Annotated in this window: 19 protein-coding genes; all 19 read right to left on the reverse strand. The window is 64.8% G+C overall.

All coding sequences use genetic code 11. The features are described from left to right. Positions 1–251: 251 nt before the first annotated feature. Genes AACZ65_RS11175 through AACZ65_RS11265 form a run of 19 tightly spaced genes read right to left on the reverse strand, consistent with a single transcriptional unit; the run spans position 252 to position 14,144 of the window. Positions 252–470 (reverse strand): hypothetical protein, encoded by a 219-nt coding sequence (locus AACZ65_RS11175; RefSeq protein ID WP_339670830.1) that lies wholly within the window; start codon positions 468–470, stop codon positions 252–254. Continuing rightward, on the reverse strand, positions 470–1,801 hold the full coding sequence (locus AACZ65_RS11180) for a phage minor head protein (RefSeq protein WP_339670831.1): 1,332 nt from the start codon (positions 1,799–1,801) through the stop codon (positions 470–472). The genes AACZ65_RS11175 and AACZ65_RS11180 overlap by 1 nt, the downstream gene beginning before the upstream one ends. Beyond that, a complete protein-coding gene (locus AACZ65_RS11185) occupies positions 1,798–3,348 on the reverse strand; it encodes a DUF935 family protein (protein ID WP_339670833.1) in 1,551 nt (516 codons plus the stop codon). Before AACZ65_RS11185 ends, AACZ65_RS11180 begins: the two co-directional genes overlap by 4 nt. 1 nt (position 3,349) lies before the next feature. Further along, positions 3,350–4,990 carry a hypothetical protein gene (locus tag AACZ65_RS11190; RefSeq protein WP_339670835.1) on the reverse strand — a complete coding sequence of 547 codons (1,641 nt, stop codon included), beginning with the start codon at positions 4,988–4,990 and terminating at the stop codon, positions 3,350–3,352. Beyond that, a complete protein-coding gene (locus tag AACZ65_RS11195; RefSeq protein WP_339670837.1) occupies positions 4,987–5,556 on the reverse strand; it encodes a phage protein Gp27 family protein in 570 nt (189 codons plus the stop codon). Before AACZ65_RS11195 ends, AACZ65_RS11190 begins: the two co-directional genes overlap by 4 nt. Position 5,557: 1 nt before the next feature. Beyond that, positions 5,558–5,860 (reverse strand): hypothetical protein, encoded by a 303-nt coding sequence (locus tag AACZ65_RS11200; RefSeq protein ID WP_339670839.1) that lies wholly within the window; start codon positions 5,858–5,860, stop codon positions 5,558–5,560. Then, on the reverse strand, positions 5,857–6,201 hold the full coding sequence (locus AACZ65_RS11205) for a DUF2730 family protein (RefSeq protein ID WP_339670841.1): 345 nt from the start codon (positions 6,199–6,201) through the stop codon (positions 5,857–5,859). Before AACZ65_RS11205 ends, AACZ65_RS11200 begins: the two co-directional genes overlap by 4 nt. Next, the gene (locus AACZ65_RS11210) at positions 6,198–6,770 is read right to left on the reverse strand and encodes a holin family protein (RefSeq protein WP_339670843.1); all 573 of its coding nucleotides are present in this window, start codon (positions 6,768–6,770) and stop codon (positions 6,198–6,200) included. The genes AACZ65_RS11205 and AACZ65_RS11210 overlap by 4 nt, the downstream gene beginning before the upstream one ends. Beyond that, positions 6,761–7,372, reverse strand: a complete 612-nt coding sequence (locus AACZ65_RS11215; RefSeq protein WP_339670845.1) for a holin-associated N-acetylmuramidase — start codon at positions 7,370–7,372, stop codon at positions 6,761–6,763. Before AACZ65_RS11215 ends, AACZ65_RS11210 begins: the two co-directional genes overlap by 10 nt. A 41-nt stretch (positions 7,373–7,413) precedes the next feature. Continuing rightward, complete coding sequence (locus AACZ65_RS11220) at positions 7,414–7,803, reverse strand: hypothetical protein (RefSeq protein WP_339670846.1); 390 nt, start codon at positions 7,801–7,803, stop codon at positions 7,414–7,416. A 9-nt stretch (positions 7,804–7,812) separates the two neighbouring features. Further along, entirely contained in the window at positions 7,813–8,265 is a 453-nt protein-coding gene (locus AACZ65_RS11225; RefSeq protein WP_339670848.1) for a regulatory protein GemA, read from the reverse strand. Between the two features lie 4 nt (positions 8,266–8,269). Further along, on the reverse strand, positions 8,270–8,920 hold the full coding sequence (locus AACZ65_RS11230) for a DUF3164 family protein (protein ID WP_339670850.1): 651 nt from the start codon (positions 8,918–8,920) through the stop codon (positions 8,270–8,272). 1 nt (position 8,921) lies between these two features. Then, positions 8,922–9,122, reverse strand: coding sequence for a hypothetical protein (locus AACZ65_RS11235; protein ID WP_339670852.1), 201 nt, complete (start codon positions 9,120–9,122; stop codon positions 8,922–8,924). Beyond that, positions 9,119–9,469, reverse strand: a complete 351-nt coding sequence (locus AACZ65_RS11240; protein WP_339670854.1) for a hypothetical protein — start codon at positions 9,467–9,469, stop codon at positions 9,119–9,121. Before AACZ65_RS11240 ends, AACZ65_RS11235 begins: the two co-directional genes overlap by 4 nt. Continuing rightward, positions 9,456–9,830: a hypothetical protein gene (locus tag AACZ65_RS11245; protein ID WP_081508197.1), complete on the reverse strand. Its 375-nt coding sequence runs from the start codon at positions 9,828–9,830 to the stop codon at positions 9,456–9,458. The genes AACZ65_RS11240 and AACZ65_RS11245 overlap by 14 nt, the downstream gene beginning before the upstream one ends. Further along, a complete protein-coding gene (locus tag AACZ65_RS11250) occupies positions 9,827–10,357 on the reverse strand; it encodes a crosslink repair DNA glycosylase YcaQ family protein (protein ID WP_339670858.1) in 531 nt (176 codons plus the stop codon). The genes AACZ65_RS11245 and AACZ65_RS11250 overlap by 4 nt, the downstream gene beginning before the upstream one ends. Then, complete coding sequence (locus tag AACZ65_RS11255; RefSeq protein ID WP_339670860.1) at positions 10,354–11,151, reverse strand: ATP-binding protein; 798 nt, start codon at positions 11,149–11,151, stop codon at positions 10,354–10,356. Before AACZ65_RS11255 ends, AACZ65_RS11250 begins: the two co-directional genes overlap by 4 nt. Before the next feature lie 18 nt (positions 11,152–11,169). Beyond that, a complete protein-coding gene (locus tag AACZ65_RS11260) occupies positions 11,170–13,293 on the reverse strand; it encodes a transposase domain-containing protein (RefSeq protein ID WP_339670863.1) in 2,124 nt (707 codons plus the stop codon). Next, positions 13,290–14,144 (reverse strand): ParB/RepB/Spo0J family partition protein, encoded by an 855-nt coding sequence (locus AACZ65_RS11265; protein WP_339670865.1) that lies wholly within the window; start codon positions 14,142–14,144, stop codon positions 13,290–13,292. The genes AACZ65_RS11260 and AACZ65_RS11265 overlap by 4 nt, the downstream gene beginning before the upstream one ends. Positions 14,145–14,195 lie beyond the last annotated feature (51 nt).

Raw genomic sequence — 14,195 nt, forward strand, 5'->3', positions numbered from 1 at the left:
CAGGGGAAAGGGTGGCGTGCTGCGCGCGCCACCTTGGGTCAGACTAGCGCCCTCTGAGGGCAGGCGGCAAGCCCGGAATGCAAACGGCCCCAGAACGGCCCGCTGAGTGCGCTTCCGGCTCTGGCGGGGGTTGGGTCGCAAAATCGCCGAGGGGGGTATTAAATGGGTATTTAATGAGGCGCTGAGAGGCCATTGCGTCTGGTGGGGTCGATTGCAGTTGCGCCTGCGGGGTCAACTAGCCCCAAATTGCCTCAGGAGGCCGATTTGTCGATGAAGGACCGGAGGAGTGCGCGGCGCTCTTCGGGCGTCCTCTTGGGGCGGTCGAAATAGACCCGAAGGTCTTCGCGGCGGACCGCGACCAGCTCTTCCTTGTCCGGATCATCGTCGGGCAATGCTTCGGCTTCACGCAACGCGGCCTCATAGGCCTCGCGGCTCCATTCGTCGGGGGGCTCAACCAGCAACGTTCGCATCACGCGTCTCCGTTCATGGCCCTGACAATGGCGGCGGCGACTGCCCGGGCGGTCTCTTCTATGCTTTGGCGGATTGCTCGTGACCGCGCGCCAAGGCTTTCTTGATATAAGAGCAGGCCCTGAGACTGCAAGACGTCGAGGACCGCGAGGCGCACCGCATGGTCGCGCTCTGTGTTGGTCAAGCCCGGGGCAAACTCGTCAATGAGTTCGGCCGCGACCTCCGCAAGCTCGCGCATGTCGCCACGGCTGGGCCTCAGCATCTGCGCCCGGTAGAGCGAGCCGTCGTGACCAACGGCAAAGATTGACCGAACTTGGCGCTGGAACATGACCGCCATGTCATCCGGGCTGAGCGGGGCGGAACTGGGGTGATTGTGCACGAGGCCGACACCCGTGCCGCTCTCCAGCCGCCCGATTATGGAGGGGGTCAGTTTGACGCGCTTAGGCTTGCCCACGTTCCAGTCGATTTCTTCGCCGGTCCCCAGGTCGAACGCGCCAAGATGCTCGCGCCCGTCGCCCAGGCCCATGAGCCGGGCGCGCATGGCAAAGCCCAGCTCGGTCGCCGCCGCCGGGGCGGAAAGCCCGGTCGATATCCCTGCATGGCGCGCTCGCAAGTCAAGCCATGCATGGCCCGCGTTGCCATCCCATGCCGGATCGACCCCGAGCGCCGTGGGTTCGATCTCGCCGGTGCGACGGTTCAAGACCCCGCGCTCCTCCAGCTCGAAATCCTCCGTCACCTTGAGGCCGCGTCGCTCCAGCATGCCTTGCGAGAGTTGCTGGACCGTGCAGCCGCAGCGCCAGCCGTTGGGGGGAAAGATACGAAGCCATGCCGGGTGATCGACGGGCAGGATCAGGTCGTGATAGCGCGCGTGGTCCTCGCGCTTGGTGTCGCGCTGGATCTGGACGTAGCGCAGGAAGGGGAAGGCATTCTTGGTGCGCTGAATGCGTGCCCATTTGCCCGCAGCGTGGGCTGCGCGCATATTGGCGTCGAAGATCACCCGCAGGCGGCGGGGCGAGCCAAGCTGGACGTTCTTCAACTCGCCGGTCAGGGGATCGCGCTCCGTGGCGCTGCCCCACCAGCCGAGCCGTTTCAACTCGGGCTCGAGGTCATCCATGAAGCTGCTGAGCGTTCCGCCATTGGCCAGCGCACGGTCGAGCGCCCCACGGATCGTCTCGAGCACGTCAGTCCGCATGGCCTTGGCGACAACGAAATTGCTGGCGTGCTCATTGCGCCAGACGTCGCGGAAATCGAAGCGCGCATCGGGCGGGGCGAGGCCCTTGGAGCGAAAGAAGGACAGCGCATCCTCGGGGCGCAGGCGCTGCAGGTCAATCATGGGGCCACGGAGCCAGGCAGGGTGTCCGACCCGTCGGCAGCCTCGCTGTCATCCACCACGGCCCCCAGCTCACCCGCCAGACGCGCGGCGAAACTGGCCTCGGTCAGCAGATCAGTCATCGCTTGTCCGTCGCTCGGTGCGGCCGCCAAGGCGTCGAGACGGGCGCGCAGCGCCTCAAGCGTGGTGCCCGGTGCGATGCCGCCCAGAAGGGCCGCGATATCTGCGAATAGCGGCTCGACGGCCGTCTCGGCATGACCCTCTGCGATGATCTCGGCCGCAAGCCTGTCGAGCGCGCTCTCATGGCGATGCTCGGCGAAACCAGCCTCGGGCGCGTCTTCTCCCGGTGGGGTAGGGTCGGGGGGTGCTGTGCGCTCATAGCCGTCGCCATAGATTTCCTTGACGCGATCCTCCGTCATCTGCCAGCCGATGCGATGCAGCTTTTCATCGCGGTCGACGGCGGCGGTTGTATCCTCCGGGTCTTCCATTTTGCGCCAAACCCGTGGCGGCGCAACACCGGGAAAGTTGAATTCACACAATCGTGCGACAGGCCCCTCGTTGAAGGACTGGCAGACGAGATCGGCGTCGGATTTCTTGACCGCGTCGCCCACGTCGTCATGCACCTCGGCCTGCGACCGGCTGGAGCCGTTGTCGGTGGTCATGGTTTGCGACAGCACGATTTTCGAGATGGCGGCATCCATCGTGTCGTGCAGCTTCTGGTAATCAAGAGAGCTGGCACCTGCGGGTGCAGACAAAAGCTCGATATCCATGCCGTCGGGAATGATGATCCCGGCCTCCGACCGGATCGCCATCACGGCCTCGAGCAGCGTCTGTTGCTCCTCCTTCGTGGCCTGCGCGGGGTATTTGCCGCGCGCGGTCGGCATGCCGAACTTGTCGAGCGCAATGAGCCAGAGCTTCAACCCGTTGCGCTTGAACCAGACCGGCCAATAAAGCCAATGCGCGAGGCCCAGACCATAAGGCTCGTCGTCGTGGTCCGCGCCGGTCGAGAACACCCAGAACTTCTCGGGGGGCATTTCCTCGCCGGTCAGCATGTTGGACAGGGTCAAAAGGCGCAGGCCGCAATTCTCGTCAAAGCGAAACCGCACCCGGTCGCGCACGCGGATTTCCTCCCAGCCCCAGAGCCGTCCATCGCGGCGATACATCTGTTCGGCGACGGAATAGCCATAAAAGAGCCCCCAGAGCATTTTCTCGGTCAGGCGGTCGAACTTCAGGGCCGCAAGTTCGTCGCGCAGCCAGTCGGCCGCGCGTTTGCCCGCCGCCGTATCCTCGCCCGGTACCACCTCCCATTCCCGGCTGGTGACGGCCGAGATGCGCTGCGTCATCACCGATTTGACCTGCGGGTCTGTCAGGATGGGCTTGTAGATGTCGAAACTGCCGCCGCCCCGGGTGCGCAGGATCGGGTCCGTCGGCTCGAGGAGCGGGCCAATCCACGGCCGGGTGATGTCACGCCCGCCCTGAATGCCCGCGAGCTCCATCGGGTTGCGCAGCCGTACCGAGCGCAGCCGCATGGTGCTGGTCTTTCTCGCCATCTCAGAACCCTCCGAAATCCAAGCCGCCCCGGCCCCGGGCAAAGCCCATGCGCCGCCCGCCCAAGGGGCTGGTGAAGTCCTGGGCCGTCAAAGCGGTGCGCGGCCCGGTCGATTGAAACTCCATCGGCACCATGTCCTGATTGCCCGCATACCAGGCGAGCGCGCCTGCAATGGCGCTGTCGCCGTGCCGGTCGAGCCCGTCTGAGCCCTTGAAGCGGAAATTCTCGGGCACACGGATGATGCCGTTTGTGTATTGCAGCGCCTGGTGGTCGCGCAGCACGTCCTCATGCGCGGGCAGAACAATGGTGCGATCCGAGAAGGCCTCGATATAGGGGGGCATCTCGAGCTCGTACCATTGCCGCGTGAATGAGACTTCGACGATCCGCGCGCCGTAGCGTTGGGCCGCGACCTCGGCGAGATAGGCCCCGTTCCCGGTGCGGTCCATCGCGCCCTTGTAGAACTTGGGCAGCCGATCGAGCAGCCAGAAGAGCACGTCGCGCTGCTGGTCAAAGGGGATGTTGCGCAGCTCGACAATGAGCTTGGTGCGCCGCGTGAGATCGACGCCCTGCTCGAGAATGATGATGTCGGTGGCATCGCCCGAGCGCGCAAAGTCCTCGCCCATGAAATGCGGGCGTGTTGGATCGAGGGTTTTTAGGACCGGTTCAAGGTGGGTTTTACACCAGGCTTCAGCGGCGGCCTTGCGGACAGGTTCGTCGGCATTCTTGAAGCTGTCGGGCTGCGTCCAGCGGTGGAACGGGATACCCTTGGCCATGCAGGCCTCGATCTGCACGCGGGTGAGGGCTGCGCCTTCCATCTCGGCGGGTTCGGCATCAAGCTCCTGGCGCATGGCGGCCTCGCGCGCGCCGTAAGCGCGGCGCACGGTGGCCTCCCACGCGGCCTCTGCCTCCGGCGTCCAGGTCTTGCCCTGCATCATGCAGACGCGGGCATAAAGCCCGTTGGCGACCGCGTCGCTGAATGTGTAGCGATGCACCGCAAAGCCGTTCTTGCCTGCGCGGGCTTCGCGGATCAGCTCGTTGAAGGCGTTGAGATAGCCGTTGTGGGTCGAGATGATCCGGACCTTGCCGCCCCAGATCAGCATCGCATTCACGGCGTCGATCACCTCGCGCACGTCCTTGTGGAACGCGGCCTCGTCGATCACCACGGTGCCCTGAAGGCCCCGAATATTGGCGGGGTTGGAGCTCAGCGCCTCGACCCGGAAGCCGGAGGCGAAGCGCACGCGGTAGGCCGAGATGAATTTGGTGGTGCCGTCGGGCTGCTGATCCTCGAAGAGGAACTCCTCGATAGGGTGGGCCGCCCCCGCAATCACCCGCGCGAAATGCGCCACATAGCCGATGGCCTCGCGGCCTTTGTCCTTGGTGTCGCCGATGTAAAAGCAGTTCTGCCCGCCCGCACCGCGCGCGGCGGCGGCAATGAGCGCGCATCCCAGCATCTCCGCAAAGGTGATGCCGGTGCGGCGGCCCTTCTCGCAGACCTTGAGGTCGCTTTCGTCAGCCAGCCAAGAGCGTTGATGCGCCATCAGGATGCCGTCGGCGAGCGGGTCGAGGCTCTCGGGGATCTCCGAGCCGCGTGGCAGTTCTTCGGGCAGGGCGTCGGGGTCGCGGGTGAGGACGGGGGCGGTCACGCGCGCACCCCCAGAAACTCGCGGCGCAGTTTGCCGATGACGTCGCTAGACAGCCCCAACTCATCGCGGGCGCTGTCCAGTGCCTCGACGGCATTGGCGCGTTCTTCGGCCGCGATGCGGGCGCGTTCCTTGACCATCAGCTGCTCGCGAATGCCCGCGCTCGACATGATGTCCTTCATCATCTTGCCCAAGAAATGCAGCTCGCGCGGGTCGATATCCTCGCCCTCTTTGCTCATCTGCGATTTTAGAACCTTGAAGGCCACGCTCGTCATCATCTGGAAAAGAACGCGGTGCCGGTCGGCCTCCTCCGAGAGGTCATTGTCGGCCAGCCATTGTTGCGCCCAAGCGCCGGCCTCGTCCTGGAGCTTGACGAACTGCTCGTATTCCTGACCGTAGGCATGCAATGCGCTCTTGCCGATGCGCAACTCGAGCCCGTCTTCCGCAAGGCGGAAGTTCAATTCTTCGGCCAGCTCCTCGTAGCCGTGAAAACCCTTGGCTTTCCACCAGTCATGCAGCCACTGGCGCAGCTCGGGCGGCAACAGCTCGACCTTGCGGGGTGGGGGCATGTCAGAGCCTCCGCGCGCTTGGACGCTGGATCTCCGGATGCACGGCCTCGCCGCGCGCGACCTCGATGCCGCGCCGGGTGGCCTCGGCAATGACGAAGTCGCCGTGATCGGCGACGGTGACCATGCCCACCTCCTGCAGCCATGCCAGTTCGGTGGTCACCTGGTCAAAGGTGGAGCCGACGCCCACGCCATTGAGGACGTCGCGCAGGATCGACGCATTGGCGGTATAGCCCGAGACCTGTTCGAGATGCCGCAGGATCGCGAGGCGGCGGTGTTTGCGCAGGGTTGCATGATAATCGCTCACTTCTTGCCTCCATCGAGCAGGTGTTGTTCGTGGCGGGACACGATGGCCTCCAGCCGCGCGGTGATCATCGCATTGCCCTCCATGACGGCGGCCATCTTCTCCATCGACCCGGTCTGTCGGACCAGCTCGAGCTGAAGCGCGTGCATGTCATCCTTGCCCGGCATGTTCTGCACCGCCTGTTCGAGCCGGGAAATCCGGGCCTCGTGCCGGTCCATCCGCTCGTGGCCTTCCGCGAGGGTCTGGTCGAGGTCTTTGCGGCGCGTGGCGATGAATGTGTAAAGCGCCACCAGCATCGGGAAGATGACGCCCAGCCCTTTCCAGAAGAGGTCCCAATCCATCATGCCGTGCGCTTCCAGTCGTCGAGCGCCGGGTTGTCGGTCACGTCCACGGCGGCCAAGGTGATCTCGGCATCCGGCCCTGTATCGGCAGCACCCGGACTGTCGGGACGCAGCGCCCTCAACTGGGTGACGCTGCGCGCGACTTGCGGGGCCTGTGCGATGATCCGCGCGGCCTCCTTTTGCATCGCGGTTCCCCGGAACTTATGCAGCTCGCGCGCGCCGAAATAGAAGGCAACAATGGCCCCCATCAGCGCCCAGAGCGGTTCGGGCACGAGGGCGAGGCCGGTCATCCGCTCCGCAAACCAGATCGGGTCGGACATGGCCGACCAGAAGAGGAAAAGGCAGCCAAAGGCCATGGCCGGGCGCGGCAGGCGGTTGAGGCCGTCCACGAACTGCCCCCAGAGGCCCTGCGCGCCGGTGAACTCCGCCGCCATTTGGGAAAGGGCCGCTTGCTGAAACGCGGCCTCGCGCATATCCGCCTTTTCGGCATTGGGCCGAAAGACCTCGGCCGTCTCGGCGATCACATTGCGGCCTCCGCCAAAGAGCGCCCCCAGAAACTTGATCAGCCCCATGATGCCACCCTCTCTTTGAAATCTGCGTCCGTCATGCGGTAGCGCGCTGACATGAATTCCTCGGCGCGCCGTATCCAGCCGCCTTTGACGCCCGCGCGCGAGCGTGCGAACTTGCGGCTTGCGGGCCGGGCATCGGCGAGGCGGAGGTAGTAGTTGCGCCGGGCGATGGCATAGGCGTCGGCGATATGGGCCGGGGCCGCGTCATGGGCGGCGTGCACCGCGCGCAAAGTGGCCGGGCCGATCACTCCGTCGACCGTCGCGGGAAACCCCATGTCTGTGACGAGGCGCTGCAGGATTTTCACGGCATTGGAGCCTGCGTTGACCTGCATGTCGAAGACGCTCGCCTGCAGCGCCTCGGGCAGTTCCGCGATGCGTGGCCGCACGAAGTAATGCTCGATGAAGATGTCGACGGCGCGGGCACGGGTCATGAGGCGTACATCGGCCACGTCCACGTCACCGTCGCGGTCGAGATCAAGACCGAGGCTGCGCATGGTGTGGATCGTGACGCCAAAGTTGGTGGCCCCGCCGGGATCGGCCGGGTCATTCACGAAGCCGCCTTCGCGGGCGACAATCTCTTCGGCAATGGTTCGGACTGTTTGCATGGATGCCCCCTTTCCCATCAGGATAAAGGGGGACGCACAGCTTATTCAGATGAAGCCCTTCGCATGACCTTGAGGAGGGGTGGTTCTTCCTCCTCTGCCAGCGCTGCCTTGACCTGCAAAACACGGCGGGCGGTCACGCCAAAGCGGTTGGCCAGTTCATTGACCGGCGTATCCGGGGCCTCGCGCAGCGCGTGTCTCAGACCGTCTCGGGTCTGCGCCCGGATGGAGGGCACGTCAACGTAGTCACCAGCGTAGCGGTCGGAAATCCATCTGGCAATATCCGGCCCTCCAAGCGCCGTCAGTTGGCTTTTGGTCTTTGGCGTGCCGGGCACATAAAGGCGCATGCCACCTGCACGGAGCAAGAAACGCTCGACCGGGGCGTCGCCCAGATCGGCGCGCATCTCATCGACCCAGAGAGGATCATTCTCCATCGGGCTTTTTCACCGGCGGTGATCCTCCCAGTCGAAGTCGATGCTCTGCCGATGGCCCCATGTTTTGAGGGCCTGAATGACGGCGTCGATCTGTTGCCACTCGCGCAGCATGTCGACGTCAGCCGGGACCGATCCCCAGACTGTGCCGAACCGGGCGCGGATGAACTTGTTGAGCCCGGCGCGGGAGGGATCGCGCAGTGCGCCGGATTGCCCGAGCTTGCGCCAAAGCACATGGATCATGCGCAGGTCGGCACGGGGTGCGGGCTTGTGGCGCGGGTTGCGGGGTTTGTCCTCGAACCCGGCCTGCTTCAGCCGGTTGACGACGAGCTTTAGCTCGCCGTCGTTCATGTCGCGCAAAGATGCCTTGCCCGTGACGCTGACCTGCAAATCCCGGCGCGCGTCCTCGTCGAGGCCCAACTGGCGGCAGGCCGCGAAGATCAGCTGTTGCAGGGCGCGGTTCATCGGCTCAGACTTTCGCCAGATCGATGGTGATCGGCTCCCATGGGGCGTCATGCGTTGCCCGGTGCCAGCACCGCACATAGGTCTTGGAGCCGACCGTGCGCATTGCATCACGGATCGCATCCTGCCCGCGTTTCCAGCGCGGATCTGTGCTGTCGCGGCGCAGGAGCATGAAGATCAGCGCACGGTTGATCTGCCCCTGCTTGTCGGTGTTGAAGGCGTCGGTCACGAGGCCGCGCAGCTCGGCGCGCGCCTCGGCTGACCACTCATTCAGGCATTCGTCAAAGAGCTGCTTTGCCGTCTGCAACTCGGGACCGAAGTCAATCCGGTCCGACACGCGCACTTCGACCTTGTAGAGCTGGTCGACGCTCATCAGCGTCTTGTTGCCTTTCTTGCCGCCGATCCTGGCATCATATTCCTGCGCAAGGATCGCCTCGAATGCACCGATATCGTCGAAGGTATGTGCCTTGAAACGCTTGACCTGTTCGGAAAGCGGCAGGCCGTAGCTGACAATTTTGCGCACGGTCTCATCCTCGAGCATGTGCTGCGGCTTGATGGTCTCGAGCGGCTGCCAGCCGCCTCGGCCGTCGCCCATATAGATGTTGCCGTCGATCTCGCGGCGTCCGTCCGGGATGGAAAGGGGGGTGAATTCAGACATTTTACTCTCCTGTTGAAGGGGGTGTTGAAAGCAGACGCGGACCCACGCCATGCAGCGCGCAGACGGCGGCCATGGCGGCGATTTCGTCCATCGAGCAAAGCGTGCTGCCGCGCGGGCCAAGCAGGTCGACCTTGGTCACGCCCGAGGCGGCGAGGCGCAGCATCTCGTCGGGGCTCCAGCGGGCGATTTCGGGGGCGTTCATGGGTTGGTCTCCTTGTCGTCGAGAATGGCGTCGACCAGATTGTCGCGGATCACGACGTCGAGGATGCGGACGGCGAGCGCCTTGGTTTCCATCCCGCGCGCGATGGCATGCGGCGCGAGCGCGGCGCGGGTCTCGGCGTTGAGCCGGGTCAGCTGTGCGCCTTGAGGCCCGCAGGGTTTGCCTGGTCGAACCGGTGGAAAAGCGGCCCCGTGACGGCGCAGGTAGTGCAGCACCGAGTGGACTCGCTGCGTCGTGACCCCGAGGCGGCGCGCGATCTCTGAGGCGGGCACCGCCTGCGCCGCAAGCTCCGTCACAGGCGCATCAAGGCCGTCGTCATGCCGCGTCATCGTCGGCCCCCTTGTGGATCGGACACCGATTGCAGGCGCGGTACATGGAGACGCTGAGCGAGTTCACATTCTCGAACTGCGCGGCCTTCCCACGCCAGCGGCGGCAGACCTGTTTGCCGATCTCGCCCAAGGCGGGGCAGTCGACCACCTCGCGCATGAAATGCCCGCGCACGAGGTCCTCGACGATGCTGGTGTCGGCGGGGTAGCGGTTGCGTAGGATGTTCGACACGAGCGTCGCGCTGCGTTCCATCTTGACCGCGACCTTGTTCTGGCTGGTCTCGTCGCAGGCGCGCGCCAAAGCGGCCACCCAATCGGGCAAGGCGTCGCCCCAGAATTCCCGGGCGGTGTCACGCGCACTCATGCTGCGCCGCCTTTCGCCGGGCTGAAACCGCCCGTGTTGGGGTCGAGGATGCCCGCCAGACGCACCGGCTTGGGCGCGCGCGGGCCTGTATCCTCGATCAGGCGATAGACCGCCTCGCGGCGACCGGGGATGGCCATTTCGACGACGCGCAGATGTTCGGAGGCCAAAAGCTGGCGGCAATAGGCGCGTGCTTTCTCGACGGTCACTTCGACGCCTCCTGCATTGGCATGCGCGGCAACGTCTGTTGGGTTGAAGTGGCGCAGCGTGCGCATGGCGCGCCACATATTGCCCTCAGGCGTGGCCTCGCCAGAAACCGGCTGCGGGCCGGGCAGGGGGCGGTCTGTGGGGGCATACCAGCGTTTGCCATTGCGGGTGACGCGGCTCACGCGGATCTTGCCCGCGTCCCGCCAATGGCGCAGGTAACGCACGGCGGTCTCGCGGCTGCAGCCGAGCAGGGACACGGCCTGCCAGTCAAACTCCTCGAGTTCGCGGACCTGCGTCCAAAGGCGATCAAAGAGGTCACTCATGCCCGGCCTGCCTTTTTCTCAGCCGCGAGCGGCACGATCTTTTCGGGCACGCGCGGGGCGACGGGGCGGAAGTCGTCGACCCGGCGCACCGCTGGAGGTTGCCCGGTCTCGAAGGCCCGGTTGCCCCAAAGCTCGAGGTCGGCCAAACGCCGCCCCCGGCCCATGGCCAGCTCCTTGGCGCGTGCCAGATTGATCGCCACCCGGCGGATCGAGCCGCCCGAGGCGTCGACGATGGCAGCTAGCAGGTCAGCGCCGACGTCGATGCCTGCCGCGTAGATCGGCGCGAGCTTCTCTGCGTCCGGCAGGTTGCAGGCGAGGGCGGGTTCCCATGCGAGTTGGCGGTTGTGGATGTTCTCCCAGCGGGTCAGATCCTGCGGCAGCTTTTCTTCGCCCACAAGAATGACTGGGGCCTGACAGCTCTCGTAAATGTCGCGGGCCAGCTCGATCATCCGCTTGCGCAGGAGGTATTGCGCGTCGTCGATGATGAGCGGGCGGTCGTTGCGCGCAAGCTGTGCGCCGATGGCATCGACCATGGCAGCCACGCCGCGTTGGGGCGGCAGGCCGATTTCACGCAGGATCGCCTGCGCCAGATAGGTCGGCGTCCAGCAATCTTTGACCTGGACGACATGGGCCTGATATTCATTGGCCGCGACCGTCACGGCCGTCGTCTTGCCCCAGCCGGAGGGACCGTAGAACGTGGCCATGCCGGGCAGGCCAAAGGCGCGGGACTGGACGCGCTCGACGAGGCCGATCAGCGCTGCGACGTTTCGCAGGGGCGCAATGGAAAGGGTCATGCTGCTCTCCTTTTCTTGTTACTCTTGGGCACCAAAGCGGCGCTCCATGCGCAGCTGGGCGCGGTAGTCGGAACTTTGTTGGTAGTCGGCCAGCCAATCGGCTTGTGCCTGCGTCAGCATCTCGCCCTCCGCCTGTGCGGTCTCGAGGGCGCGGGCACGCAGAAACAGGGCCTTTGGATCGTCTTCATCGACCTCGACGGGGCGGGCACGATGCTCGGCGAGGCGCGTCACACGGGCCTCAAGTGCGGCTTCGCGCTCTATCTCCTCGACGCTTTGCGCGCGCCGCCGTTTGGGGGCGGCCTTATGCGGCGTCACCAGCTGATGCACCTGCGCCTCGGGCAGGGGGTCGTCTGCCGCCAGCCCCGAGGCCGCGCGCACTCGGGCGGCCACCTCTGCTGCTGAGAATTCGCGTGCCGCCTTGGCCTCATCACGCTGCGCACGGATCCAAGCTTTGCGCTTGCGGTTGTGGTCCCTCGCGGCATCGACATCGAAGAACCGCGCCGCCTCGCGGCACTCCGCATGCCCAAGATAGTGACCGGCCAGATCATAAACCTCGAGCCCGGCCGTCAAGTTGTCCGCGTCGAACCGGATAACCACCTTTTCCCCTGCGATCCGATACATCCACTCGGACCAGTACTCGGTGTCATAGAGCTTCAGTGCGCCATTGCCGCGCTTGGCCCGCCCGCCCTCTGCCCGCAGGAGCCAGAGGCGGTATTGTTCATCTGTCGCGCGTTTGATTGTCGCCTTGGCATAACCCTCGTTGAACACCTCGTTGAACGACCGCCCCATGGCCACTTCGCTGCGTCGCCCGGGGCGGGCGTTGTGATGCGCAAGCTCCTCCTCCAACACGAGGCGGAACTCTTCGAGTGGGATGGCGCGGGAGCCGTAATCTTCAGGCTTTGCGGTTGGCTTGTTGCCGGTATAGGCCCCGTCAAAGGCGGGGTGTTTGGCCACCCGGTCGCAGAGGTCGCGAAAGGCGCGCTCGATAGGTTTGGATTGCCCCGAATAGGGCGTCGCCCAATGGATGCGTACACCCAAGAGCGGCAAGAGCCCGGGAATATCTTCATCTGTGACCTTGAACGTGTTCCGCTTGTCGTCCCCGCCGGTCATTGCCTTGTTGGCGAACTCCTTGCCGTTGTCCATCAAGACGGATTGCGGAATGCCCCATTTGCGGATCAAGTCGCCCGTGACCAGTTGCACGGTGTGGCTGTTTGCCGTCGGCGATAGACGCCACGCCAAGAGCTTGCCGGAATAGACATCTGACCAAGCCATCATCTGTGGCCGCACGGGTTTGTCATAGCCCGGCCAGTGAACAAAGTTATCAAACTGGTGGAAATCGCCCACAACGCATTCCAGCGGCACCATGAAAGCCTTGCTGCGGACTTGGGCGGGATAAAAGCGACGCAGAGCCTCCGCGCCCTTGCGTAGGTAGATTTCAGTCGGGACCGAGACGTTGGCCTTGATCCAGCGTCGCACCTGATGAAGGGGTGGCACGGGGCTGTTGCGCCGCTCGGAGGTCCAGACGCGCACGGCGCGGTCATAGCAACTGGTGAGTGAGGGTTGCGACAGGCGCAGCCAATCGCTGCGCACCAGTGCCAGAAAGGCCGGGTCGATGTCGCCCCGCTGGGCGGGGGCACGCCGCACCGCGCGCCCGTCGATCAAGTAGGCCAGCCGGTCGGCGGGGGCCACGCCCTCGACCTGCGCGAGGTAATTCCAGAGAGATTTCTCGGACCGCCCCAATTTGCGCGCGATCTCGCGCACGGCCGCAGAGCGGGTCAATCCGGCCCCTTCCAACAACTCGATCTCACCAATGGCCTCCAGCCGCGCCTCAGCCTCAGTGCGGGCCTTGTCGCCCGCCGCTGCAAAGCGCTCCCAAGCCTCATCCTTGCCGGGCCGGGCCGAAGGGGCGTTGACCAAATCCGCGCTCAAATGCATGCGGGCGCGGATGGGCAGGAGGCTCCAGTGATATTCAAGGCCGCCACCGGCCCCTTTGCGCCGCCGCACCTTGCCCGCGTGCCGCACCCAGCCCTCGCGCTGTGCCAACTGGTTGATCTTGCGCTTGGTGCCGGGCAGGTCGGGCAATCCGGCCTCCGCCAGATCGGCAGCACTCCACCATTCCTGCGCGGGGGCTGGGCCAGTCATTCCGCATCCCCTTGGTCAAGCGCGCCAAGGAGCGCCGCAACCTCTGCGCCGCGCTCTTCAAGGAATGCCCGGCGTTCGCGCTTTCCCGCGCGGTCCCAAGCGTCCAAGAGGCGCGACAGTTTCTGGTCTCTATCGCTGATCGGGGCAGGGGCCTCGCCGCGCGCGGCGCGGTAGGCTTTGCGGGCGGCGGACACTTTCTTTGCCTCACCGGATGCGAGCGCTTTGACCACGAATTCGCGTTCTTCGACCTCGCCAAGCTTTCCGATTTCCATGAGGTCTACCACTCCAACTTGACGTGGAGCTTGGCGTAGTGCCTCTACTTCGGACCGTTTTAAAACCATCCCGGCATTTACAAAGCGTCGGATATGCCGCTCCGACATATTCAGATGCTCTTGAACGCTGGCCACAAATGATACGACGGACATCATGTCCGCCGTATCCCACCGCTTTGACACGAGGTCCGCGCCGGTCGCCGCCTTGGCTTCCGGGTGCAGCGTTTCGTAGGCGCGCTTGCGCTCTGCCAGAAACATTGCCAGATCAACCGGGATCAGCGGTGCACCTGCAAGATTGGCGTCGATCTCGATCAGCCGAGCCTCGGCGTCGTTGCAGCGGACGAGCCGCACTGGGATGGACTTTCGACCAATCTCTCGCAGCGCGGTCAGGCGGTGCATTCCGTCGAGGAGGTAGTCGCCGTCGCGCTTGCGCCGCACGGTTATGTTCTGCAACAGGCCGCTCTGCTCGATTGACTGCTTGAGCCCGTCTAGCGTGGCGGTGTTCACGTCGCGCAGCCGGTCCTCGATGATGATCGCATCGACAGGAAGTTCGGTGACGGTCGAAAGATGCTCAATCATTCCGGGGCCTCATGCGCAAAAACTTGCGAGAACGAAGAGCATGGCGAACAA

This window comes from uncultured Roseovarius sp. (genome assembly GCF_963972555.1).
Lineage (GTDB): Bacteria > Pseudomonadota > Alphaproteobacteria > Rhodobacterales > Rhodobacteraceae > Roseovarius > Roseovarius mucosus.